19 protein-coding genes are annotated in these 23,968 nt (G+C 62.5%); 6 read left to right on the top strand and 13 right to left on the bottom strand.

Annotation, left to right across the window (positions count from 1 at the left end; genetic code table 11):
- Positions 1-284: 284 nt before the first annotated feature.
- From NKH12_RS02775 to NKH12_RS02750, 6 genes are all read right to left on the bottom strand, one after another.
- Positions 285-1,538, bottom strand: coding sequence for an ABC transporter substrate-binding protein (locus NKH12_RS02775; RefSeq protein ID WP_352951788.1), 1,254 nt, complete (start codon positions 1,536-1,538; stop codon positions 285-287).
- Between the two features lie 72 nt (positions 1,539-1,610).
- Positions 1,611-2,657, bottom strand: coding sequence for a LacI family DNA-binding transcriptional regulator (locus NKH12_RS02770; RefSeq protein WP_352951787.1), 1,047 nt, complete (start codon positions 2,655-2,657; stop codon positions 1,611-1,613).
- Between the two features lie 229 nt (positions 2,658-2,886).
- Positions 2,887-5,211, bottom strand: coding sequence for an EcoAI/FtnUII family type I restriction enzme subunit R (gene hsdR, locus NKH12_RS02765; RefSeq protein ID WP_352951786.1), 2,325 nt, complete (start codon positions 5,209-5,211; stop codon positions 2,887-2,889).
- On the bottom strand, positions 5,208-7,043 hold the full coding sequence (locus tag NKH12_RS02760) for a restriction endonuclease subunit S (RefSeq protein WP_352951830.1): 1,836 nt from the start codon (positions 7,041-7,043) through the stop codon (positions 5,208-5,210). The genes hsdR and NKH12_RS02760 overlap by 4 nt, the downstream gene beginning before the upstream one ends.
- Positions 7,044-7,045: 2 nt before the next feature.
- On the bottom strand, positions 7,046-7,840 hold the full coding sequence (locus tag NKH12_RS02755; protein ID WP_352951785.1) for an HsdM family class I SAM-dependent methyltransferase: 795 nt from the start codon (positions 7,838-7,840) through the stop codon (positions 7,046-7,048).
- Between the two features lie 150 nt (positions 7,841-7,990).
- Positions 7,991-8,875 (bottom strand): LysR family transcriptional regulator, encoded by an 885-nt coding sequence (locus tag NKH12_RS02750; protein WP_352951784.1) that lies wholly within the window; start codon positions 8,873-8,875, stop codon positions 7,991-7,993.
- A gap of 160 nt (positions 8,876-9,035) precedes the next feature.
- Between NKH12_RS02750 and NKH12_RS02745 the strand changes: the two genes are divergently transcribed.
- The gene (locus NKH12_RS02745) at positions 9,036-9,932 is read left to right on the top strand and encodes an MBL fold metallo-hydrolase (RefSeq protein ID WP_352951783.1); all 897 of its coding nucleotides are present in this window, start codon (positions 9,036-9,038) and stop codon (positions 9,930-9,932) included.
- A gap of 422 nt (positions 9,933-10,354) precedes the next feature.
- On the opposite strand, the gene NKH12_RS02740 is transcribed toward NKH12_RS02745, so the two are convergent.
- Positions 10,355-10,786: a cytochrome c family protein gene (locus NKH12_RS02740; protein ID WP_352951782.1), complete on the bottom strand. Its 432-nt coding sequence runs from the start codon at positions 10,784-10,786 to the stop codon at positions 10,355-10,357.
- Between the two features lie 94 nt (positions 10,787-10,880).
- Positions 10,881-11,240: a hypothetical protein gene (locus tag NKH12_RS02735; protein WP_352951781.1), complete on the bottom strand. Its 360-nt coding sequence runs from the start codon at positions 11,238-11,240 to the stop codon at positions 10,881-10,883.
- Positions 11,241-11,594: 354 nt separating this feature from the next.
- On the opposite strand from NKH12_RS02735, the gene NKH12_RS02730 reads away from it, so the two are divergent.
- On the top strand, positions 11,595-12,803 hold the full coding sequence (locus NKH12_RS02730) for a helix-turn-helix transcriptional regulator (RefSeq protein ID WP_352951780.1): 1,209 nt from the start codon (positions 11,595-11,597) through the stop codon (positions 12,801-12,803).
- Here NKH12_RS02730 and NKH12_RS02725 read toward each other — a convergent pair.
- Positions 12,760-13,461 (bottom strand): response regulator, encoded by a 702-nt coding sequence (locus NKH12_RS02725; RefSeq protein ID WP_352951779.1) that lies wholly within the window; start codon positions 13,459-13,461, stop codon positions 12,760-12,762. The genes NKH12_RS02730 and NKH12_RS02725 overlap by 44 nt on opposite strands.
- Before the next feature lie 294 nt (positions 13,462-13,755).
- On the opposite strand from NKH12_RS02725, the gene NKH12_RS02720 reads away from it, so the two are divergent.
- Together NKH12_RS02720 and NKH12_RS02715 are read left to right on the top strand one after the other, a co-directional pair.
- Positions 13,756-16,419 (top strand): hybrid sensor histidine kinase/response regulator, encoded by a 2,664-nt coding sequence (locus NKH12_RS02720; protein ID WP_352951778.1) that lies wholly within the window; start codon positions 13,756-13,758, stop codon positions 16,417-16,419.
- Positions 16,416-17,108, top strand: a complete 693-nt coding sequence (locus NKH12_RS02715) for a response regulator (protein WP_352951777.1) — start codon at positions 16,416-16,418, stop codon at positions 17,106-17,108. Before NKH12_RS02720 ends, NKH12_RS02715 begins: the two co-directional genes overlap by 4 nt.
- Before the next feature lie 481 nt (positions 17,109-17,589).
- On the opposite strand, the gene NKH12_RS02710 is transcribed toward NKH12_RS02715, so the two are convergent.
- The gene (locus tag NKH12_RS02710) at positions 17,590-18,282 is read right to left on the bottom strand and encodes a cation diffusion facilitator family transporter (protein WP_352951776.1); all 693 of its coding nucleotides are present in this window, start codon (positions 18,280-18,282) and stop codon (positions 17,590-17,592) included.
- A gap of 314 nt (positions 18,283-18,596) precedes the next feature.
- Here NKH12_RS02710 and NKH12_RS02705 point away from each other — a divergent pair, with 314 nt between their 5' ends.
- On the top strand, positions 18,597-19,052 hold the full coding sequence (locus NKH12_RS02705) for a hypothetical protein (protein ID WP_352951775.1): 456 nt from the start codon (positions 18,597-18,599) through the stop codon (positions 19,050-19,052).
- A gap of 72 nt (positions 19,053-19,124) precedes the next feature.
- Positions 19,125-19,994 (top strand): ADYC domain-containing protein, encoded by an 870-nt coding sequence (locus tag NKH12_RS02700; protein ID WP_352951774.1) that lies wholly within the window; start codon positions 19,125-19,127, stop codon positions 19,992-19,994.
- A 90-nt stretch (positions 19,995-20,084) separates the two neighbouring features.
- On the opposite strand, the gene NKH12_RS02695 is transcribed toward NKH12_RS02700, so the two are convergent.
- Genes NKH12_RS02695 through NKH12_RS02685 form a run of 3 tightly spaced genes read right to left on the bottom strand, consistent with a single transcriptional unit; the run spans position 20,085 to position 23,961 of the window.
- Positions 20,085-20,975 carry a patatin-like phospholipase family protein gene (locus NKH12_RS02695; protein ID WP_352951773.1) on the bottom strand — a complete coding sequence of 297 codons (891 nt, stop codon included), beginning with the start codon at positions 20,973-20,975 and terminating at the stop codon, positions 20,085-20,087.
- Positions 20,976-20,994: 19 nt separating this feature from the next.
- The gene (locus tag NKH12_RS02690) at positions 20,995-22,593 is read right to left on the bottom strand and encodes a M16 family metallopeptidase (RefSeq protein WP_352951772.1); all 1,599 of its coding nucleotides are present in this window, start codon (positions 22,591-22,593) and stop codon (positions 20,995-20,997) included.
- A 3-nt stretch (positions 22,594-22,596) separates the two neighbouring features.
- Positions 22,597-23,961, bottom strand: a complete 1,365-nt coding sequence (locus NKH12_RS02685; protein ID WP_352951771.1) for a M16 family metallopeptidase — start codon at positions 23,959-23,961, stop codon at positions 22,597-22,599.
- Positions 23,962-23,968: the final 7 nt, after the last annotated feature.

The raw sequence follows: 23,968 nt of genomic DNA, 5'->3' as shown, positions 1-23,968 counted from the left end.
TGCCCCTCATCGCCCTGCCGGGCACTTCTCCCCGTATAGTGACGGGGAGAAGGATGCCTTCGCAAAGGATTTCGCCAGCATCCAGCGTTGCAGAAAGGGTACCGAGGTCGCGGCCAGCCCCTTCTCCCCGTCACTATACGGGGAGAAGGTGCCGGCAGGCGGATGAGGGGCAGCGCCGACATTGACAATTGGTCTTCCAACATGAGTTAGAGGCGGTCTTTTGCCAGATGCAAATGTCCGACCGCCTGCCCAGGGAGACAGGCTGACGGCCGGACCGGCGCCAGTTACTGCTGCGGCGCCGAATCTATGATCGACTGCATAGTTTCCTGCGCGTTGGCGATGGCGCCATCGACGTCTTCGCCGAAGAAAACCTCGTTGACCATCTGGTTCCACGGACCGTTGGCGGAGTTGATCAGGTCATTGAACACCACCGAATAGGGCGTGCGGCCCTTGGCCATGGCCTCTGCGGCGACCTTGTAGCGCGGGTCGAGGTCTTTCAGCGCCTCGTTGGCGATGTCGCCGCGCACGGGAAGGCTGCCGTATTTCGCCAGGATGGTCTGGCCCTCCAGCGAGTAGGCGAAATCGAGGAACTCCTTCACCACCGCGACCTTCGTGGTGCCCTTGGTGACGACGAAATTGTCACCGCCGGCAAAGGACGACCAGCCGCCATCCTTGCCCGGCAGGAAGGTGACGCCATAGTCGATGTCGGGATACTGGGTGTTCAGCGCGCCGATGGCGAAGGCGCCGGACGGCGAGATGCCGATATTGCCGGCGGCAAACGCAGCAAAGAAGTTGGAGCCGGTGTCGGTCTGCGCGCCTGCCGGCACCAGATCCTTCTTGACCATCGAGCGGTAGAGATCGATGGCGCCGCGCAACTGCGGGCTGTCGAGCGTCGCCTTCGAGCCGTCCTCGGTGAGGATGTCGCCGCCCGAGGCCCAGATCAGCGGCGTGAAGGTGAAGATGTTGCAGCCGCCGCAATTGCCGGAGAAATAGAACCCCTTGGTGTCGCCGCCGAGCGCGTTGACCTTCTCGGCATAGGCTTCGATCTCGGCCCAGTTGGTCGGGCCTTTTTCAGGGTCGAGGCCGGCCTGCTTGAACAGTTTTTTGTTCCAGATCAGCACCGAGCTATCGGCGGAGAACGGCAGCCCGTAGATGCGGTCCTTATAGGTGCCGGTCTTGACGTGCGCCGGCGACAGGCTGTTGAAATAGGGCAGCGATTTCGCCCAGTCGGTGATGTCTTCCAGCTGGCCGGCGGCAGCGAAGGACGGCGTGTAGATCAGGTCGAGCGACAGCGCATCGGGCGCTGTGCCGCCGGCGGCGGCAGCGCCATATTTCGGGATGATCTCGGCATTGGGGATGATGTCCAGCTTGATCTGGTTCTCATGTCCCTTGTTGAAGGCATCGACGATGCGCGGCATGAAGTTCGAGCCGTCGGCGCGAACCCAGATGTTGGCGGTCTCGGCGGCGGCCGGCCCGACTGTTGCCAGCGTGGAAAAAATGCTCGCGGCAAGGGCGAGCCCGGTAATGATGGTCCTCATGTTCTCCTCCTCATGGTTCTGTTTCCTGCGGCCGCGCTCCCAAGCGGTGACGATCAGTACGGCCCGTTTCGTTTAGCCATCCGGCGGACGGCCGCATGACTGACGCACCACCAGCCGGCACGGCAGTTTTCGGATGCCCGGCTCGGCGGGCTCACCGCCGACGAGCGAAAGCAAAGTGAGGCCGGCCTCGCGCCCGAGTGCCGCCAGGTTCATGTCGACGGAGGTCAGCGGCGGGCGGGTTGCCTCGGCCACGATCTGCCAATTGTCGAAACCGATGACGCCGACATCGTCTGGCACATCAAGCCCGCGCTCGCGCAGCGCGTCGATGACGCCGCGCGCGATCTGGTCGTTACCGCAGAAGACAGCATCGGGCTTTTCGCCCTCGCCGTCGCCGTCGAAGAGCTTGTTCACCGCCTCGTGACCCCACGCTTCCGACCACGATCCGAGCAATGGTTCCATGACCGGCAAGCCTTTCTCGGTCAGCACGTCACGATAGGCCTGGGCCCGCGCGTGCACCACCGCAAAACTCGCCGGCCCGGTGACATGGGCGATGCGGCGCCGCCCGAGCCGCCAAAAGTGCTCGACCGCCAGGCGCGCGCCGCCGGCATCATCAGACACGAAAGCGATGGCTCCGGGATCGGGCTGGGTGAAGGCGTAAATCGTGGGGATGCCGAGATTGGACAGGTCGACCGGCAGATGGCGATCGATGCGCTTGCCGGTGGCGATGATGCCGTCGACGCGCTTGTCGAGCATGGCATCGACATGGAGCTGGCCGAGGCGCTGGTCATCCTCGACATTGCACAAAAACACCGAGACGCCCTTGTCGACCAGCGCATCCGAAATGCCCGACATGACCGGCAGCGAAAAGCGGCCATAGGTGTCGTTGGTCAAGAGCCCGACGGTGAAGCTGCGCCGACGCAACAGGCTCTGCGCCAGGCTGTTCGGGCGAAAGCCAAGACGCTGCGCCGTCTCGCGAATACGCTCGCGCGTCTCGGCCGTCATCCGCCCCTGCCCGTTCAGCGCTTTTGAGGCCGTGGCGACGCTGACGCCGGCAAGGGCTGCCACCTCACGGAGGGTGACTGGCTGCCTGGCGGGCGCTGGCGCGGCGTCGGAGGACATGTTTCGGGTATCGGCCTTCAATTTTGGGAAAAGCTTTTCTGTTATGGGCCTGTGGCGTGTCGAATAGGTGGGTCGGCGGAACGCTGTGGGCTTGGGAAAAGGTTTTCTCAAAGGGAGATTAGGACAAAGATGCGGGTAAGGCAAGTGGGATGGTGCGGCCGCCCGTGCTGGCTCGCGTGGAGTGTGCGAAGGGCTACAGCCTCTCCGGCGTTGCAAGTTGCGGACAACATCAGGCGTTGGAACGCTCAAACAAGCCACGCTGGCAGTCGATGAAAGCGTTTCGAACTATAGGCACCCCGCCCAATCGCGCGGCAGCCTCCATGACATTGGCATAGCGCAGTTCAAGCAGGCGCGGCAGCTTCTCCTGATCCAGCTCGTCGACGCCCTGTTTCACATACTGACCCAGGACGAAATCCAGAAAGACCGCCAGTTCACCGTTATAGTCGCTTAGCAAGACGGGCTTCCGGTCGGCGACCCGATCGGCCCGGCTTACAGGCGGTAGGGCAAAAGCCACATAGGCCAGCACATCGAAGATATCGCTGTCTGGCGCGTCGATAACTCTCGCCATCTCCTTCAGTGTCTCTATCCCGAACCCGCGTTCAGCTAATCCTTGGAGCAGCGCCTTGCGCGTCTGTGGTGCCCCCCAAAGTCGCCGCAGTTCGTCCTCATCCCTGAACAGTTCCGGCGCCTTGCCGAAGAGACTTTCGATGAATTCGGCAGCCGACAACGGCCGCCCATCCGGACCCCAGAAGCTGGTGGCGCTGATGTGCTGGATCGACCGCGCCTTGCCGTCGGCCAGCATGATAACCACCTTCGCCGGTCGCTCTTCAGGCTCCTCGCGCTCCTTCGGCGGTTTGGATGGATCAGGCTCGGGCGGTGGCCCTTTGGGTTCCACAGCAACGGGCTCTAACGGTTCACCATCCCATTCGGGGTCGAGGAAATGCTGGTAGGCTTCCTCGAAATCATGGATGGTGAAATACTCCTTGCCGTCGAACAGCCGCGTACCCCGTCCAACGATCTGCTTGAACTCGATCATGCTGTTCACGGGCCGCAAGAGCACGATATTGCGCACATTGCGCGCGTCCACGCCCGTCGACAGCTTCTGCGACGTGGTCAGTACGGTTGGAATGGTCTTTTCGTTGTCCTGGAACTGACGTAGCCAGTGCTCTCCCATCGCTCCGTCGTCGGCTGTCACCCGCTCGCAATAGTGCGGATCCGCGCTGTCCTTAATCTGGTTGATCAGATTTCGCACAGCCGCCGCGTGATCCTGGGTAGCGCAGAACACCAGCGTCTTCTGCCGCTGATCGATCTCTTTCATGAAGACTTCGACCCGATATTTTTCGCGGGCTTCGATCTCAATGATCCGGTTGAAGTCCTTGGAAGTGTAGCGCCGATCCTCTTCAGCGAAACCGCTCACGACGGTATCATCCGAAGTCCAGACATAGTTATCCAGCGTCGTCTTGTGCTGGCGCACCTTGAACGGTGTCAGGAAACCGTCCTCGATCCCTTCGCGCAACGAGTAGGTATAAACCGGCTTGCCAAAATAGGCATAGGTGTCGCGGTTCTCATCCCGCCGCAGCGGCGTCGCCGTCAGGCCCAACTGAACCGCCGGCGCGAAGTACTCCAGAATCGCCCGCCACTCGCCCTCGGCGTTCGCGCCGCCACGATGGCATTCATCGATGATGATGAAGTCGAAGAAGTCGGGTGGATAATCGCCGAAATACGCCTCCTCCCGACCCAGAGCGTCGGTCTTCCCGCTGGTAAAGGTCTGGAAGATAGTAAAGAAGACACTGCCATTCTTGGGCACGCGGCCCTTCTTGCGGATAGCGTCCGGCTTGATGCGCACCAGGGCGTCGTCAGGAAATGCCGAGAAGGCGTTGTAGGCCTGATCCGCCAGGATGTTGCGATCAGCGAGGAACAGGATGCGCGGCCGCCGCGTCGGCTCACCCGCGAGGCTCCATCGCGCATGAAACAATTTCCAAGCCAGTTGAAAGGAAATGAAGGTCTTGCCCGTCCCGGTCGCCAGTGTCAGCAGAACCCGTTTCCGCCCTTCAGCCAGCACGTCCAGCACCGCCTGCACGGCGTTCACCTGATAGTATCGAGCCGGCTGGCTGCCACCCCTCTCCTCGAATGGCACAGCTGCGAAGGCGTCGCGCCACGCATTCTCTTCGGCGAAGGTCATGGCCCAGAGGGCATCGGGCGTGGGCCAGTTCGCGACTGGACCTTCCTTTCCCGTCTCCATATCTACTCGATAGACGCCGTTCCCGTCGCTTGAATAGGCCCACCGGGTCTTCAGCTTGTCGGCATAGACCTTGGCCTGCCCTAGTCCGGCGGTAACACCCTTGCCCTTCGCCTTGGCCTCAACCGCCGCCAGCTTGCGCCCGCGATAGGTCAGCACATAATCGGCCGTAGTCGCCTCGCCTCGCTGGCCGGCACCCAGAATGCGCCCCGGGCAGATCATCTCCCGCCGCACCCGGCTGCCCTCAACCACGCCCCAACCGGCCGCCTTGAGGGCAGGATCGATCAGTTCGGCGCGGGTCTCGGATTCGTTCACAGCAGTTTCGGTTGAAGATGCGCGACCCGCTTCGCGCTGCCGTCGGGAACAATGCCCAGTTTGCGGATCAACCGGATAGCATCCCGGAATTTCGCTTCAGGAATTTTCAACTTATCTGGGTGCCAGTCTTCGCGGGCCTCCCGCAGAATCGCGTTATCGGTAACGTTACGACCGTCCAGAATGAGGTTGTTCCACGCCGCGTGCACGGTGGCCAGCACTTCGGCCTGTTCGGAATCAAGTGGCAGGATGAGGTCGGCTATCCGTTGGACTTTGCCTTCTATTGGCTTGAGGGCGGACCTCGCTGCCGCCAACATCTTGTTGTGGTTCGCGAGCTTTTTGAAATCATAGCCGCCGCCAGGTCGTTCGACGAACTCGAAGAAGCCATGGCGTCTAGCCCAAGTTTCTGCCTTCAGCATATGGGCGAAGTCGTTTGGGCCTGCCGTATCCTTTCGGGGTGCCCGGCCGAGTTCAACGCCGCAAACGCTCTCGATCAGATGCAAGGCCTTCTGCGCTTTCACATGTCCGAACGTCTTTTCTCGCCTTGCTGCTTCATGACGCTGGTGCAAAAACGCAAGCACATTCGCCACCTGCTCGGAGGTCGCAAAGACGTTGTCGTTGGCTGGCTTCGCGGAGACCTTTGCGGTCGTCGTCAACTCGCCAGAAAAAGCCCGTGCGAGCAGGGATTGCTTGAATTCGGCGAGGGTGGCGAGTTTGCGATCGGAGATGCTCACCAATTCAGCGAGCTCAGCCATAACGCGACCTACACGCTCCACCACAAGCCGTTGGTGCGAGAGGGGGAGAACCGGAACTGGCAAATTGCGGAGATCTGCTATGTTAATCCCGACGTAGGCAGCTCCAGTCCTCATACCCGTAACCCATGCTTGACTCGTGTCGGTACCGATCCAATAGGCCAGATATTTAGGATCAATGATCGCAGGATCGGCCGGCACCACGGCCACTTCCCGGGAAACGTTCCAGCCGACCATATCCTGTGGAACAACCGCAACGCCTCCTAGCGTACCTCGGACATTTACTAATACTTCGCCGCCACGCAGCACCGTTCGCTTGTATTCGTTGGAAAGCGACGCATCTATCAGTTTAACGCCTCTGGTATCGATGTTAAGCCACCGCACATTGCTTGTTCGAAGACACGGAACTCCGTCAGTTTTCGGATCGCCAAGCTTAACGACACCGTAAGTAATTACCCTGTCGGGCACGCAAAGGTCCTCAAGCAGCATTCTAGGATAGGTGGCGGCCGAAGACGCCAACTGATGCTCAAGGCAGGTTCGCTGAAGTGCTAACGCGTTTGCCACGTTTTTCTCAGCATTCGCCGTCGCAGCGTCGATCCCCTCGAACGCCTCATCCAAAATGGCGACGATGCGCTCTTGCTCCGGCAACGGCGGTTGGGGCAAAGCTAGGGAAGCGACAAACGGCAGCTTCACACCTTGGACCGTGGCGCCAGTGCCTTTGGCCTCGATCAAGTGAGCGACGCTCTTCAACCACCAGAATAGATATCGGGACGAAAGCTTGTCCGGATCGCGCGGGATCACTCCACGAAGATCCTGATTTATCGCGGTCGGCCGCCTGACTATACACACCTTTCCGAGCCCGACGCGCGTAGCGATTACGACAGCCCCAGCCGGCAGTATGTTAGTCGTACTGGCGCGAACGGCGTCCGACGTGATTGAGAACTCTGTTACAGAGATTACATCTGATCTCATATCCCGAACGGTCGCCCACGGTATGTCGCCCGTATAGAACAGAGCATTATCTTTGGAAGGCGTTCCGCCGCCAATGAGGTCGCATACGGATCCCAGCGGGACTGTCGGCACGCTCACAGCAGCGCCCTTACACGATTAAGTATCTGAGAGCTTTCTGCATCCAGCGCAGCGATCTCGGCCAGAATAGTCTCCGGGGAACGCAACTCGGCTGCCCCTGGCGCATTAGGGTTGTTGGGCGATAGATCCAAACTCTGCTGATTTACGTCGGCAGTTTCGACTACCCAACTCCTTGCTCCCGTCTCGAAACCCGCCTGCATCGCCACAAACTCGGCCATATCGGTGTCGTTCAGGGCGTTTGTCTTCCCAAGGTTTCGCCCGGGATCGAGCTGGTAGAACCACGTCCGCCGGGTCGGCCGTCCCTTTTCGAAGAACAATACAACCGTCTTCACACCCGCGCCCTGGAAGGTACCGCCGGGCATGTCCAGCACCGTGTGTAGGTCGCATGTCTCCAGCAACTCGCGCCGCAGCGCCGTCGCTGCTCCGTCTAAGTTAGACAGAAAGGTGTTCTTGATGACGATCGCGGCGCGCCCACCAGCGCGCAGGCTGCGCATGAAGTGCTGCAGGAAGAGATAAGCCGTCTCGCTAGAGCGGATGAGGAAATTCTGTTGCACCTCCGCCCGCTCGCCGCCGCCGAACGGCGGGTTGGCGAGCACCACATCGAATTTGTCCCGCTCCTGCAGATCCATGACATTTTCAGCCAAGGTGTTGGTGTGCAACACGTTCGGCGCATCGATCCCGTGCAGGATCATGTTCATGATGGCTATGACGTAGGCGAGGCTCTTCTTCTCCTTGCCGTAGAAGGTGCGTCGCTGCAATATCTCCCGATCTGCGGTGCTGCTCTGCGCCATCGGCAGCTGAGGCAGAGCCAAGTAGAATGCTGGGGGCCCGATTAATGGTCAACCATCCACCCGATTGCTGCGTTTGGCCTTGGCCGCATCGCCCTGCGCCTCGATCGCCTTCTCGATCGCGCGCTTCTACAGCACCCGCCCCTCCCCGCTTCAACCCATCCGCTGCCCAGCCGCAACCAGCATCTCGACAAACCTAGTCACCTTGGGCGGCCGGAAGCGCGCGGCGGGGTAGACGGTGTAGATGCCTCCGGAGGGCAGCTGCCATTCGGGCAGGATCTGGACGAGCCGCCCTGCGGCCAGCTCGTCCCGCAACAAGAAATCCGGCAGCACCGACAGGCCGGCGCCGGCGCGGACGGCGGCCAGCACGGCCGGTGTCGCGTCGATGGCGATCGTTGCCTGCATGCGCACGGTTTGCTCGGCGTCGCCGTGCGAAAATTGCCATAGCAGCGGTTCGCGCAGCGCCATGTTGGCGACGAAGGGCAGTCCGGCAAGGTCTTGCGGTTCGCCAGCCGTGAACCGGCCGGCAAACTCGGCGCCGCACACCATGAACTGCCTGAACGTGCCGACCCGCCGCGCCTGCAGGCTGGAATCGGCCAGCCAACCGACGCGGATCGCCACGTCCATTCCACCGGAAGCCAGGTCGATGGTCTCGTCGCCCAGCGTCAGTTCCACCCGGCAGGCGGGATAGCGCGCGCTGAAGGCGGTAACCACCGGCACCACTGCCGACGTGCCGTAGTCGTTGGGCGCCGCGATGCGCAGCGTGCCGGTCGGCTCGGCGGCGGCTTGCGCGAGCTCGTCAAAGGCGTCCTCGGCCTGCTGCAGGACTTGTAGGCAGCGGGCATGGAATGTCCGGCCGGCCTCGGTCGGATGGACGCGCCGCGTCGTGCGGATCAGCAGCGTCGTTTCGACGTCGCGCTCCAGCCGCGCCACCTGCTGGCTGACCACCGCCTTGGTGATGCCCAGCCGCTCGGCAGCCCGCGTGAAGGAGCCGGCGTCGACCACCGCAGCGAAATAGGCCAGCCGGTTCAGGTTCATGCGTGGCTCATGGCAGGTACGACCTCATTGTCAGGCAATGGCATACATTACGTCTATTTTGTTGGCCTTCAATACGCATTCCACCTTTGCCATCTTCCGGATCAAGGCTGCGCGGGAGATGCGCCGCCGGAATTCCGCATTCGAGCCCCAGGAGACATCCATGTTCACACGGAGAGCCATCATGAAAACCACCCTCGCCGCCGGCGCCGCTGCCGTCTTTGCTCCCGCTGGGCTTGGCCATGCAGCCGCAGGGCTTTCCTGGAAACATTTTCCTGCCGGGGAAAACGGCTTCTTTCGCGCCCCCGTGCTGATCACCGGCGCCTCCGAGGCGCTGCTAATCGACGGCGGTTTCACCTACTCCGACGGCCGCGCCGTGGCCGAGGCGGTCAAGGCGACGGGCAAGACGCTCACCACCATCTATGTCAGCCAGTCCGACCCGGACTATTATTTCGGCCTCAAGCCGATCAAGGACGCGTTCCCGCAGGCACGGGTGATCGCCGCAGCCGAGACGGTGGCCGCCATCAACGGCAGCGTCGACAAGAAAATCGCCGTCTGGGGGCCGCAGCTCAAAGGGAATGGCCCGCAGGCGCTCGCCGATGTCGTCATCCCCGAAGTGTTCGACGGCAAGACGCTCACCGTCGATGGCGAGACCATCGAGATCGTCGATGCGGAAGGCCTCGCCAACCGGCGCTATCTCTCAGTTCCGTCGCTGAATGCGGTGTTCGGCGGGGTGATGATCTTTTCGGGCGTGCATGTCTGGACCGCCGACACGTCGAGCAAGGAACAGCGCGCCGCCTGGCTCGCCAATCTCGACAAGATCGCGGCCGCCAAGCCTGAAATCGTCGTGCCCGGCCACATGACGCCGCAGGCCGCCACCGACCTGTCGGGCGTCGAGCACACCAAAACCTATCTCATTGCCTTCGAGGAAGAACTGGCAAAGGCCAAGGACGCGGCCGCGCTCAAGGGCGCCATGGAGGCCCGCTTCCCCAACCTCGGCATGGGCGTTGCGCTCGACATCGGCTCCAAGGTCGCCACCGGCGAGATGAAGTGGGGCTGATCTGATCCGGGCCACCTACGAAGGATCGGAGGAGGAGGAGGAGGAGGAGGAGGAGAATGGCGGGAAATTGTCGACGCCGCGCCGCCCCTCATCCGCCTGCCGGCACCTTCTCCCCGTATAGGGACGGGGAGAAGAACGCCTTCACGAACGATTTCGCCAATCTCCAGCGTTTCGGAAAGGATGCCGAGGTTGCCGCAGTGCCCCTTCTCCCCGTCTCTATACGGGGAGAAGTGCCCGGCAGGGCGATGAGGGGCGGCGCAAACCTGGAGTGATTGCGCTTCGCAATCGTCGGAAACGCCCCTGACCCAACATTCTGGATCCGCCCCAGGTGCTCTTGGTTCCAGATGCCGGAGCGCAGCGCCTCGAGCTGCACGATGGCTGTGGTCTCCGACTATGAGGGTACGTCAGCAGCCAGCGATACTCTACCGTTCAAGCCTCTCGGGCCGACCGCGGCCAAGCGCACCGTCGGCACGGGCCTGCAGGTAGGCGTAGATGTCGTCGATGTAAGGAGCGACGTTGGGGTCGTCGGCGAAGCCCTTCATCACCGAAGGGCCGCTGCGCACGCCGTCGCGAACGTTGCGCCGAAAGACCTCGATGCCGGGCAGCCGGTCGACAAGGGCCGAGGCGAACGTCGAGCCCATGCCGTCGGGACCATGGCAGTGATTGCAGCTGCCATGGTAGCGACGGAAGCCGTTGTAGGTTCGCGCATCGACCTTGCCGCCGACAATTTCGTAGAACCTGCCCGTGGCCAGGTCATCTTGCGAAGACGCACTGAGCCCGGCGGCGAGGCTAAAGACGACGACAGACGGGACGAGCCATGGCGACATCGTCTGTGGCCAATGTTGCAGACTCATCCCGCGCCGCCGCAACGCGCACGCCCCTGGATCACTCGACCCTGGATCACTCGACCTTGGGATCACTCGACCTTTGATCACTCGACGGCGGTCATCAGTCAACGGCGAGCTTCGGAGAAGAAACCACGATCCCGTCTATCGGCTGCGGGCTGACAACGAGCTTGCCGCCGACACGCGCTATCTCGATGATCTGGTCCGACTCTCCCAGCTTGCCTGGCACGGAGACCGCGACTATCTGGTTCTCGGTCAGTGTCGCGACGAAACGCACGGGCAAGCCAGCCTCGCCCTGCGCGATTGTGGTGACCACCCGATAGCCGTCCTCCTGCGGCGTATAATAGACGACACCAAGGAAGCCGGCGAGATCGATGCTTTCGGCCTTCATGGCTCCAAGCTCGCCGGCATGCGCGGGCATCGCCGCCATGCAAAGTGCTGCAAAAGCAATGTACCTGTACATAATGCTGCTCCATCCCGAATTGTCCGGGTCGAGCCCGGCTCAAAGTTTCAGCAATAGGCGGTGGCGCGCCGAGACAGTCGGCGCACATAGGAAGAATTCATGATAAGCCCCCCGGCTTCATCGCATTCGCGAAGGCCCGCGAGCCGGGAACGGCGCTGAACCCCACTGGTTGTCACAATCAAGTGTGACTTTCTTCTGGGGCGCAAGCATTTCACCGCACGGTTGCTTGCACATCCCCTGTTTGGGGGAGATAATTGAATTTAAGCGATCGCTAAAGTTTGGAGGAGCGAGAGCACCTGTGAGAGGGCGCGGCTTTCCGCATCGGACGCGCTGTCGACATGCGGGGGGCCGTCTATGGCCAAGGCATTGTCGCATCATGAGCTGTCGAAGCTGATCGGCTCGATCTACGATTGCGCACTCAACCCGGAGCGATGGGAGGACGCGCTTGCCGGGATCAGGGATGCGCTCAACGCCCAGACTGCGGTCTTGCACCTTAACGACCTCAGTAACGACCGGCTGCTGATCTACAGGACCGTTGGAATCGAGCCATACTGGCTGGAGCAGCAGGCGAAACATATCCCCGAGATCCACGCCCGGCTGATCGAGGATCTCTCGACATGGCCTTCGCTCGAAGTGCCGCATGTGGTCTCACGCCATGTCCCTCGAACCTACCTGGGGACCTCCCGATATTTTCAGGAGTACCTGAAGCCGCAAGGCCTGATCGACGTCATGTCGTTTTTCCTGATCCACACCCCTACCCGCCTTGCCGGCTTCGCTGTTGCCCGACATGAGCGGCAAGGCATTATCACCGAGCGCGAAATCAAGCTTGGCGGACTGTTGCTGCCGCATGTGCGCCGTTCGGTGATGATCAGCAACATGCTCGACATCAGCACGATCGAGCGCGCAGGGATGGCCGAGGCGCTCGATGCGCTCGCATGCGCCGTGGTCCTTACAAATGAGCGTGGCGCCATCCTGCACGCCAACCGCTCGGCCAAGCACATGCTGCGGAGCGGCGGCCCGATCCAGGATGTCCATGGCATTCTGCAAGCGAAGATCCCGTCGGCTTCCAAGGAGCTTCACAGCGCCATCATGCTTGCGGCTCAGGATGAGGCAAGCATCGGCAAGACCGGGTTTGCCGTCGGCCTCACCGAACCCGACCTGCCGCCCGTCTTCGCCCGCGTGCTGCCGATGGCCGGCGGCGATCTGCGCGCCGGCATGGAACCCGCGGCGGTAGCCGCGGTGTTCATCGGCAATGCACCGGACGAGCATGACGCCGCCGACATGCTGGCGACAGCTTTTGGGCTTACGCTCGCCGAAACCCGCGTGCTCGCCAGCCTTCTCGCCGGGCACACGCTTGCCGAGACCGGCGCCAGCCTTCACATTGCCAACGCGACCACGAAGACGCATCTCGACAATATCTTCCAGAAGACCGGCGTCTCCCGCCAGGCCGATCTGATGCGCCTTGTCATGCAGATCGTTCCGCCCGCAAGTTCAACCGCTCGCAACACCAAGGATACGGTCACCGCTTCGGATACAGGTATCCCACACCGCGGATCGTCTTGATCAGTTCCGGCTTGGCCGGATCCTTTTCGAGCCGGCGGCGCAGCCTGGTGATGCGGCTGTCGATGCTGCGGTCAAAGGGCTCGTCGCCCCTGGGCGGCGCAAGATCGAGCAATTCGTCGCGGCCAATGACCTGGCCGGCCCGGGTGGCGAAGGCCGCCACCAGATCGAGCTCCATCGGCGTCAGCGCAAAGGCCACGCCGTCGGTGTCGATGAGGTTTCTCGCGCGGGCGTCGAACACATAGGTTCCGAAGGCGAAATGCCCGGCCGGCAAAGCGTCGGCATTATCCGGGCCCTTCGGCCTGCGCCTGCGCAACACCGCGGCGATCCGCGCTTCCAGCTCGACCGGTGCAAAGGGCTTTGCCAGATAGTCGTCCGCGCCGACCTCGAGGCCCGCCACCTTGTCGAAGACCGAATCGGCGCCCGTCAGCATCAGGATGCCGGTGTCGTGATGCTCGCGTAGCCAGCGGGCCAGGCTGAAGCCGTTCTCGCCCGGCATGTTGAGGTCGAGAACGACAAGATCCGCCTTCGCCGCCGCGATCGCCTCGCGCAGTTCGGCGCCGCCGGATGCCATGCGTATGCGGTAGCCTTTCGCCTGCAAATAGTCGGCGATCATGAACGCCACGTCGGTCTCGTCGTCCACGACAATGATGTCGGCCATGCGTTTCCCCCGCGGCGAGCGACGCTCCAAACCTACAGGGCGCATTAACCCCCGGTCAATCGCACGAGCAGGCTCGTCTGCTGCCGATTTCGGGCTGGTTCGACACAATTGAAACAATAGAAGCCGGGAAACCCGGCTCACGGCATCATCGCGAAACATCCAGCGGTTATTTGTCGAACAACGTCGGGCGGATGGCCGGGCAGGCCGGCTTGACAGGCCGGGAGCCGTTCAGTCCACTGGCCCCACGGGAACAGCAACCGTCGTGACGGCGCATCCGTCTGTGGAGACCTCGCCGTGACGACCTCCTCGAAGCTGTCCAGGCATTACGCGTCGTTGATGGCGGCCTGCGTTTTGCCGCTTCTCGTGCTTGTCGCCGGCATTGGCCTCTACCAGTCCTACGCCCTGCAACAGTCGTTTTTTCCCTATGCGCTCATTTTGGTCGGGCTGCTTGTCTCGATATACGCTTTGCACAGAGTGTTTCTGAGGGAGATCGTCGGCCCGGCGATCTCTCTTGTCGATCATGTGCGCTCCGGCGCCGCTGGCGAAACCACCGACAACCCCGGGGCCGCCATCAAAACCTCGGCGCTTTGGCAGCCCTGGATCGATATGGCTTCGAGCATCTTCGCCGAAAACCGCACGGCCCTGCGCGAACTGGCCGACAGCGAACAGCGCTACCGAAATGTTGTCGAGGCACAGACGGAATATATCATCCGGGTCGCGCCGGATGGGCGCATGAGCTTCGCCAATGACGCCTATTGCCGCCTCGTCGGCAAGACACGCGAAGAGTTGCTCAGCCCGGACTGGCACTATTTCAACTCGTTTTCCGCCGATTTTGGCAGCTTCGACGAGATCATCGGCCGAGTGACCCCCGAACGGCCCGTTTTCGAGGTGGAAGAGGCCGGCGCCCTAAGCGATGGTCGCGAGATCCATATCCATTGGACCGATCGCGGCATCTTCGACGACAGCGGCAAGCTCATCGAAATACAGTCCATCGGACGCGATATAGCCGAGCAGAAACTCGCCCGTCAGGCACTCGAGGCCAGCGAGCAGCGCTACCGCAGCGTGGTCGAGCTGCAGACAGAATTCGTCGTCCGGATGTCGCCGGAGGGTCATTTGAGCTTCGTCAACGACGCCTATTGCCGGGCATGCCGGATGACCCGCGAACAGCTTCTCGACCCGTCCTGGTGCGAACTCGATGTGCTGCCGCCCGACGAACGGCGCAGGTTCCTGGACCACCTTGCCCGCCTCACCCCGCAAGCGCCGGATGCCAGCATGGAACTTGTCAATGCGATGCCGGATGGCGCGCGCCGATGGCTCGCCTGGAACGATCATGGCATTTTCGACAGCGACGGGCACCTTGTCGAAGTGCAGTCCGTCGGCCGCGACATCTCCGACCGCGTCCTGGCCGAGCAAGCCAGAATTGAAGCCGAGAAACTGTTGGCCGAACGGGAGGCGCAGTTTCGCGCCATCGCTGAAGGCGTGCCGCTGCCGATCACCATCTCGGCAATAGAAGGCCCCGAAATCCTGTTCGTCAACGAACCGGCGCGCAAGACGCTCGGCATCGAGGTCGGCCAGATCGGAGCCGAAGCGACGGCGACCTGGGAAGATCTCTCGCAGCGAGACCATCTCCTGCGGCTTTTGCAGAGAGACGGCATCGTCGATGCATTCGAAGCCGGCATGACCAATATGCAAGGCTCAAGAATGGATACGCTGGTTTCGGCGCGGCTGATCACGCAGGCCGGCCGTTCGGCAATGCTTGCCGCCGTCACCGACATTACCCGCCAGCGCGAAGCCGAGGCGGAGATCGCCCGCCAGCGTGAAACGCTGTACCAGTCGGAAAAACTCGCCGCTCTCGGTTCGCTGCTGGCTGGCGTGGCGCATGAACTCAACAATCCGCTGTCGGTCGTCATCGGCTACAGTTCGATGCTGAAGGAATTCTCGACGGACGAGGCGACCGTGGGGCGCGCCGACAAGATCCACGCGGCTGCCGAGCGATGCTCGCGCATCGTCCGGACCTTTTTAGCGATGGCGCGCAAGAAACCGCCGACACGGGGCGCCGTCGACATCAATGAAGTCGTCCTCGCTTCGCTGGAACTTGCCGCCTACAGCCTGCGCTCGACCGGGATCGAGATCCGCACCGAACTAGCGGAACCGCTTCCCAATATCTGGGGCGACAGGGACCAGCTTCATCAGGTGGTCACCAACCTGGTGGTGAACGCGCAGCAGGCTTTGCTGCAGGTCCCGCACCCGCGGCGGCTGACCATTGTCACCACCGGAGAAGACGATGTCGTCGAGATCGTTGTCGCCGACAATGGCCCAGGCATGCCGGAGACGGTCCGCTCGCGTGCTTTTGAGCCTTTCTACACGACCAAAATGGCCGGTGAAGGCACCGGGGTCGGGCTATCTGTCTGCCAGGGCATCGTGACTGCCCACGACGGCAGCATAGAACTGGATTCGACGGAAGGCGGCGGTGCACGGTTTACAATCCGGCTTCCAAGCGGCCGAGCCGAGACGCTGGCTCCGCCCGAAGCTGCCGGCAGGATGCCGCCTGCGCCCTCGGCCGCACGAATTCTGGTGGTCGACGACGATGCCGACATTGCCTCGATGATCGCCGAGATGCTGCGCCGCGATGGCCACGACGTCACCATCGCCGACGACGCGAATGCTGCCCTCAAAGCTGTGCGCGAGGGAGGAATCGATCTTTTGATCAGCGACATACGCATGCCTGGCCTCGACGGCCCCGGCCTCTATCGTGCGCTGGAACAATTGCGCCCCGGGCTCACCCGCCGCCTGCTGTTCGTGACCGGCGACACGCTGGCACCCGAAATCGATCGCTTCATCGGCGAGACGGGCGCGCCGGTGATCGAGAAACCGCTCGATCCGCAGACCTTTCGCAGGCTCGTGATGGAACGCCTAAGGGCGATGGAGACCAGCGCAATGGAAGAGGCCGAAGCGTGACAAAACAGAAATTGCTCATCGTCGACGACGAAGCGCCGTTGCGCGAGATGCTGTCGGATTACCTGCTCATGCACGGCTTCGATGTCCGATCCGTTCCGGATGGAGCGGGAATGCTGACCGAACTCGACCGCTTTAGCCCCAACCTGGTCATTCTCGACGTCAATCTCATCGGCGAAAGCGGCTATGACCTCGCCCGCGAAATTGCCAAGCAGAGCCGCGCCGGCATCCTCATGCTGACCGCCGTCGGTGACCTGCCGCATCGGCTCGAAGGTCTTGCCGCCGGCGCCGACGACTATATGGCCAAGCCGTTTGAGCCACGCGAACTTCTGGCGCGTGTCAGGAGCGTCATCCGGCGCCTGGGCGAGGACGAGCGGACGCCTGAGAACCGCATCCGTTTCGGGGGCTGCGTCCTCGATATGGACGGCCGCACGATGGTCGACGCAGACGGCGCCGACGTGCAGTTGACGTCCATGGAATTCGACCTGCTATGCGTCTTCGCGCGCCATCCCAGGCAGATATTGTCGCGCGACCAGCTGTGCAGGCTGGCCCACAACCGCGACCTCGAGCCGGGCGACCGGAGCATCGACATCCGGATTACGCGACTGCGCAAGAAGTTCGAGACCGAACCCGAGGCTCCGGCAGTCCTGGTGACGGTTCGTGGCGAAGGCTATGTCTACGAGCCTGCTTAGGATGAGGCGCGGCGCCGCTAAAAGAAGATGCTCACGAAGAACGGTGAGGGCCAAAAAGGCCAAGTGAGGTGAGCCCCTACTGTTCAACGCAGCAGCGCCCGAATGTTACGGCATGGATCCTAGGGTCTCCGCTACGTCGCTTCGCTCCTGCGCTCCGCCCTAGGATGACGAAGTGAGGATCGGTTCAGCCAATCTCGAAGGTTTGCGATTTGGCATCCGCCGCGACCCGCTATGCGCAACGCAACTGCCAATCTCCGACATCTGCGATTAGCTTTACACCACTATGCTTTCGTCATCCTAGGGCGGAGCAGGAGCGAAGCGACGTCGCGGAGACCCTGGGATCCATGCCGTTACAGTGGCCGAAGAGTGCAGCGATCCGGCGACTGGCTGCGCGCCTCTCCTTGGCTCGACCTGAATCTCAACAGACAGAAGAGGCTAAGGCCTCCAGCCAGGACGGATCAGAGCCGTTCATCGCCTCGCCTTACACGATCGGCTTGCGCGCTCGGCGAAATTCCCGTCGCAGGCTTCGAACGGTGTCCCGCACGACAGGAATGGTCCAGCGCGCTGTCATCGTCGCAATCAGCAGCCCGGCAACCGGGTCGATGAAGCGGGCCATCAACGTGCCTTGCCAAATCATGGCTGTTGCGAGCGACGCGGCGATGAGCAGGTTCGACGAGAGCTTGTCCGAGAAGAGGCAGATTTGTGCGCGTGCCAGCGCAGAGGCGGCAAGCCTGTTGCGGGCCTTCCATCGGCGCAGTATCCACAGGTTGATCACAGCGTAGGCCAGGTTCAAGTTCATGGCGAGAACGACGCCTTGGCCTTGGGGTTCGACACCGCCGGCCGCGATCCGCTGGACCGCGATGCTGGCGACGATAGCCATTGAAAGGCACATGCCCAGCGCAGCGAACGCGTTGGCGAGCGTCTCGGCCAAGGCCGCCTGACGCTTGCGGCCGGCGCCCCCGTTCCTGCGGCCGCCAGCCACGATCGCGACGGTGACGAGCACCAGCATGTCCATCAGCGTCAGCGCGAGGTCGGCGCGGATGGTCAGCGACGTGGACGTCGCCGCTGCGTATGCCGTCAGCAGCAGGCCTGGGGTGCCCGCCAGAACCGCCAGACGTGCCGTTTGGGCCGCCGTCACCTCGCCGCTCGATCGGGTTTTTCGCAAGGGTTGCATCGCCAGAAATCTCCTCGTTTCTGGCGCCACTGATGACGCAGGGATGTTGCGCGGATTTGCCGATTTTCCGGCTGAAGGTTTCCTTTGTGTCGCCGCGCCGTGCGCGCACAGCGATTGTCGTCATTGGGCATGCGGACGCGAGCCGTCATGCCTGTTGGCATCGCGACGTTCGCTGATCAGGCGTGCTGCCCGGATCGCAACAACTGAAACAAAACGGCTGAATTCGGCATTCGTCCGAAACAGCCGGGAGCGAAAAACGCCCCATGGAGCGAACCCGATGGGATGGCTCCGCTGAAAACGAAAAGGAAATCAAGATGAATCGCTTCAAGACTTACATGGCCGCCGTCTTGGCAATGGCCTGCCTCGTCGCACCGGCCAGCGCTGAAGGCCCGATGGGCATGAACGGCAAATCGCTGAACGGGCTGCGGTACAACTCGCTGACCAGCAATTCACTGACCAGCAATTCTCTGACCAGCAACGGCCTCGGTGTCTATGCGCTCAACGGCGTGCATGCCGACGGCATCGTTCTCGCGAAAAGCCTCGCTGCGACCGGCAAATCCATCGTCGACCCGAACGTCCGCTCCGTCATCGACCCGAACGAGCGTTCAATCATTGACCCCAACATCCGCGGTTTGCCGGCTGTCCAGAAGAACAATGCCAGGTCATCGAGCGCCAGCAAGAAAGGCAACGGCCTTCCGTCTGGCCAGCACGGCACCGGCAGCGGCGCCGGGATTAACCACGACCGGCCGACTCCTTCGCCGAAGCGTTAAGGTCCGGCGTTCGTCGTCAATGGAACGGATGGCGTTGTGCTGTCCGTTCTCTTTGGCCGTCAGGAGCCCACAATGTCAGGCTACAGGAACCGCCTCGCCCATATCGGCCGCCACACCTTAGTCGCCGTCGCCGCAGCCATTTCCAGCATGGCCGCGGTGCCCCATGCGGAGGCCGGGACCGAGCCAGCGATCAGTTCGATCTCCGTTGTCGGCACAAGGTTCGAGGTGACGACGGAAGATGGTCGCATTGTCGTTCAAGAGGATCTCGTCGGCGCCGTTCTGACGATTGGTGGTGACGGACAGGACTGGATGCCGCTGCGCATCGATGCGGTCGAGACCGATCCGAGAAATCCGGATGGCGAGGTCATGCTCTACGCCATGTCGACCCGCGACCCGGCTAGCGGTGCATGGCGCAACATCTGCGAACCGGACATCGAGGGTCGGCGCATGGGCTTCCCGCTTGCCGGCACCTGGACGCAGGACGGTCGCCATTTGCCGTCCGATATGGCGTTCAGCATTACCTGCACCGGCGGCGCGCAGGCGAAATGCGTGCGCTTCGGATATCGGCCCTGGAAGACGTCTCTGGACGGCACACCGCTCTGGGATCATCATCAGGCATGCACCCGCATGATCCGCGCCGATTATTGCGGCGATGGCGTTGGCCACACCCGCAACGGGACGCCGATCGTCATCTACGATCGCAAGGGCATTCAACAGGACGAGGCCGCGCCTGATATGTCGTTCGAAGCGGCGTGGGGTGCCGACGGTGCGCTTTGCGTCAGCCACACGAGAATACCCGACGTGCTGACGATGGAGGGACTGGCGGCGATCTGCCCGGGCGTGCGGCAACAGCCGCGAACAGCGGCGTGCGAAAACCATGCCGGGGCGCTGATTCTCAACCGTTCGATCGACCCGCGAACGGTACAAGCCCCGGCGGAATAGTCATATCGCGAAAGGTCTGCTGAATTTATCGGAGTGAGGATGTTCCAAATGTTCAAACGCTTGCGCTCGTTCGATTGACGCCACCAGGCATCAGACTTTCCGCGCCACGCCCAACCTGCCCACCTGCTTGGTGCGCTTGCCCGTGTCGACCTTGGCCCGCGCCTCCACCGCCTTCTCGATCTCCCGCTTCAGCTCGTCTTTGATATCGGCCGTTTCGGCCATCAAGGCGTCGATCTTCATGAAATCGAGCACGCGGTATTTCGAAACCGCCGGCCGGACCAGTATGTCCGGGTGGCACTGCCTCAGCTTGGCGGCGATGATCGACTGCATCATCAATTGGGTGGCGCCGAACATCAGGTCGACGGAGGTCGGGTATTTGCGCCCGCCTTTGGTCGGCGCGCCAACGACGTCGACGGCGATGATGATGTCGGCGTCGTGCTCGATCAGGTCGAACGGCACCGGATTGTAGATGCCGCCGTCGATCAGCAGCCTCCCGTCGCGCATCACCGGGCGGAATACCGCGGGAATAGCCGCAGAGGCGGCAAGCGCTGAATGCAGGTCGCCGTCGCTAAGCACCGCGAGCTTATGGCCGAAGAAATCCGTGGCCGTCACCTTCAGCGGTATTTTCAACTCGGCAAAGCTTTCGGGTATGGCATCGGGCATGAATGCCTTGAGGATGCGCTCGACATTGAACTGGGTGACACGCAGCCCGCCCTGCAGCGCCTCGGCAAACGTGCCGGGCCGCGCCCGCCACATGCGCGCCGCCACCTCGGCGCGGCGGCCGAGGATCGAGCGCATGTAGTCGTGAATGTCGCTGCCGGCCATGCCCGAAGCCATGCCGGCGCCCATGATGGCGCCGATCGATGAGCCTGATATGGCGACCGGCTTTATACCCAATTCGTCCAGCGCCTCGATGACATGGATATGCGCCAGCCCGCGGGCGCCGCCGCCGCCGAAGGCGATGCCGAAGCTCGGGCTCATTCCTTGCCCCCCATTGGGCTCATTCCTTCTCGGCTTCGCCGACCTTCGGCCCGACGATCATGATGGCCGGCTCGGCGGAGAGCAGCTTTTTCGCTGCCGCCTTGACCTGATCCAGCGTCACCGCGTTGATGAGGGCGGCGCGGCGCTGCATGTAGTCGATGCCGAGCTTGTCGAGCTGCAGTTCGAGCAGCGTCGCGGCGATGGCGCCGGAGGAGTTCAGATTGTTGATGGCATAGGCGCCGATCAGGTATTTCTTGGTCGCCGCCAGTTCCGCTTCGGTCGACCCCTCCTCGGCCATGCGCTTCACCACCTCGCGCACGACAGCCAACGTCTCTGCCGCCCGGTCCGCGCGGGTCGCTGTGGTGATGGCCAGGGCGTTGGCGTGCTGGTGGTCGACCAGGTCGGAGCTGGCGCTGTAGGCCAGGCCGCGTTTTTCGCGCACCTCGTTGAACAGCCGCGAGGTGAAGGCGCTGCCGCCGAGGATCTCGTTCATCAGCACCGCGGCGAAGAATTCCGGCGCACTGCGCTTGACGCCGGGATAGGCGAGTTGCAGCGACGTCTGGGGCTGGTCGTAATTGACCTCGAGCTGCTGGTTGAGTTTCGGATCGACATCGGCGACGGGCGCGAGCGCCTGGTGTTCCGGCAGGCCGCTGAAGACAATATCGAGCTTTTTCTTCAACGTCTCGGCATCGATGGCGCCGACCACCGCCACATGCAGGCCATCACGGGCGAAGTTCGCCTTGTGAAAGGCGATGAGATCGGCCGGCTTAATCGTGGCGATGCTTTGCCTGGTGCCCTGGTCGGGTCGCGCATAGGGGTGGGTGCCGTATAGTGCCTCCAGCCATTTGCGCTGGGCGAGCGTATCGGGGTCAAGCTCGTTGGCGATGATGCCGGACAGCACTTGCGCGCGGATGCGGTCGATTGGCGCCTGGTCGAAACGCGGCTCTGTAATCGCCAGTCGCAACAGGTCGAACGCCGCGTCGCGCTGCTCGGCCAGCATGCGCATCGAGCCGTAGGTGCCGTCGCGCGCCGCTTCGAAGCTCATCTCGGCGCCGACGTCGTCCAGCTTTATCTGGAAGGCCTCGCTGTCGAGATCGCCGGCGCCCTCGTCGAACAGGCCGCTCATCAGATTGGCAAGCCCTTCCTTCCCAGCGGGATCCTGCGTTGTGCCGCCATCGAAGACGAAGCGGATGGCGACCAGCGGCACGGAATAATCCTCCACCAGCCAGGCGGTAATGCCCTTTGACGAGGTCACCTCCTGGATGCTCATGGCCGCATGAGCGGAAAGCGCCGGCAGGACGAGGAAGAGCAGGGAGAGGAAAAGGGTAACCAGTGGGGTGGCAACGCGCTTCAGGGCAATCGCTTCGGATAAATGGTGGCTTCCAACTGACGTTCGAGACGAATAGCTGTCGGAGTCAGCGCCGCCCCTCATCGCCCTGCCGGGCACTTCTCCCCGTATAGTGACGGGGAGAAGGGGCTGGCCGCAATGCCGGCGCCCTTCTTCCGAACGCTCGTGATTGGCGAAACCGTCGATGACAGCGCCCCTCTCCCCGTCGCTATACGGGGGGAGGATGCCGGCAGGCAGGTGAGGGGCAGCGCAAACGCTCAAGCTCGTCATCGATCAATTCCCTGCCTGTGTCTGCGGCAAGAGATAGCCTGATGTCGAATGGTTGAGATTGAGATAGCGCGCGGCAACGTCCCTGACTTCGTCGGCGGTGACCTTGCGGATCCGGCCCGGCCATTCCTCGACATCCCTGACGCTGCCGCCGGTGGCGAGCGTCGCGCCGTAGATGTTGGCCATCGAATCCTGCTTGTCGCGGGCGAAGATCATCGAGCGGACGAAACGATCCTTGGCCTTCTCCAGCTCGCCTGGTGTGACGCCGTCCTTGGCGATGCGGGCGACCTCGGCCTCGACCGCCGCCTGGACATCGGCCAGCTTGGCGTCGCCGCGCGGCGCGCCATAGACGGTGAAGTTGGTGGCATCGAGCATGGTGCCCTGGAAGAAGGCGCCGGCCTCGGCGGCGATGCCTTGCTTGACGACAAGCTGCTGGTAGAGCCGGCTGCGGCTACCGCCGCCGAGGATCTCCGCCAGCAGGTCCAGCGCTTCCGCTTCGCCCGGCTTTGCAGTGTGATAGGAGGGAACCACCCATTGCGTCGAAAAGTTCGGCACGCTGACACGCGCGTCAGTGAGCGTCACCGTGCGCCTGGTGTTCTGCTCGGGTTCGGCCGGACGGATGCGCGGCGGCAGGTCTGGACCACGCGCGATCTTGCCATAGGTCTTTTCGGCCAGCGCCTTGACCACCTCCGGGTCGACATCGCCGGCGACCACCAGCACGGCGTTGTTGGGCGTGTAATATTTGTCGTAGAAGGCCGTGGCGTCGGCGCGGTTCAGCTTCTCCATCTCCTGCATCCAGCCGATCACCGGAATGCGATAGGGCTGATTCTGCCAGAGCGTGGCGTCGATCTCCTCGCCGAGCACTGCCTGCGGATTGCTGTCGATGCGCGAGCGGCGTTCCTCGAGGATCACGTCGCGCTCGGTGGCGATGACATTGTCGTTAAGGATGAGGTTGCGCATGCGATCGGCCTCGAAATCCATCATCTGCTCGAGCGCCTGCGGCACCACCGTTTCATAAAAGGCGGTATAGTCATAGGAGGTGAAAGCGTTGTTCGAACCGCCGATGGCGGAGACGGCGCGGTCGAACGCGCCGGCCGCGTGATTGGTCGTCGCCTTGAACATCAGATGCTCGAAGAAATGGGCGATGCCGGACTTGCCGGGCGGCTCATCCGCGCTGCCGATCTTGTACCACACCATGTGAGTGACGATCGGCGCGCGGTGATCGGGAATGACGACGACCTCCATGCCGTTGTCGAGCAGGAAATTCGTCACCTTGCCGTCATCCGGCTTGTTGTCGGCCAGAACCGGGCCGGTCATCACGAGCGCCAGCGCCAAGAGCGTTCCGCGCAGCCATTCAGCCTGAGGTGTCATCAATGGC

Source organism: Mesorhizobium sp. M1322 (assembly GCF_040318085.1).
Classification (GTDB): Bacteria; Pseudomonadota; Alphaproteobacteria; order Rhizobiales; family Rhizobiaceae; genus Mesorhizobium.
This window is presented reverse-complemented; position numbering and strand designations above follow the sequence as displayed.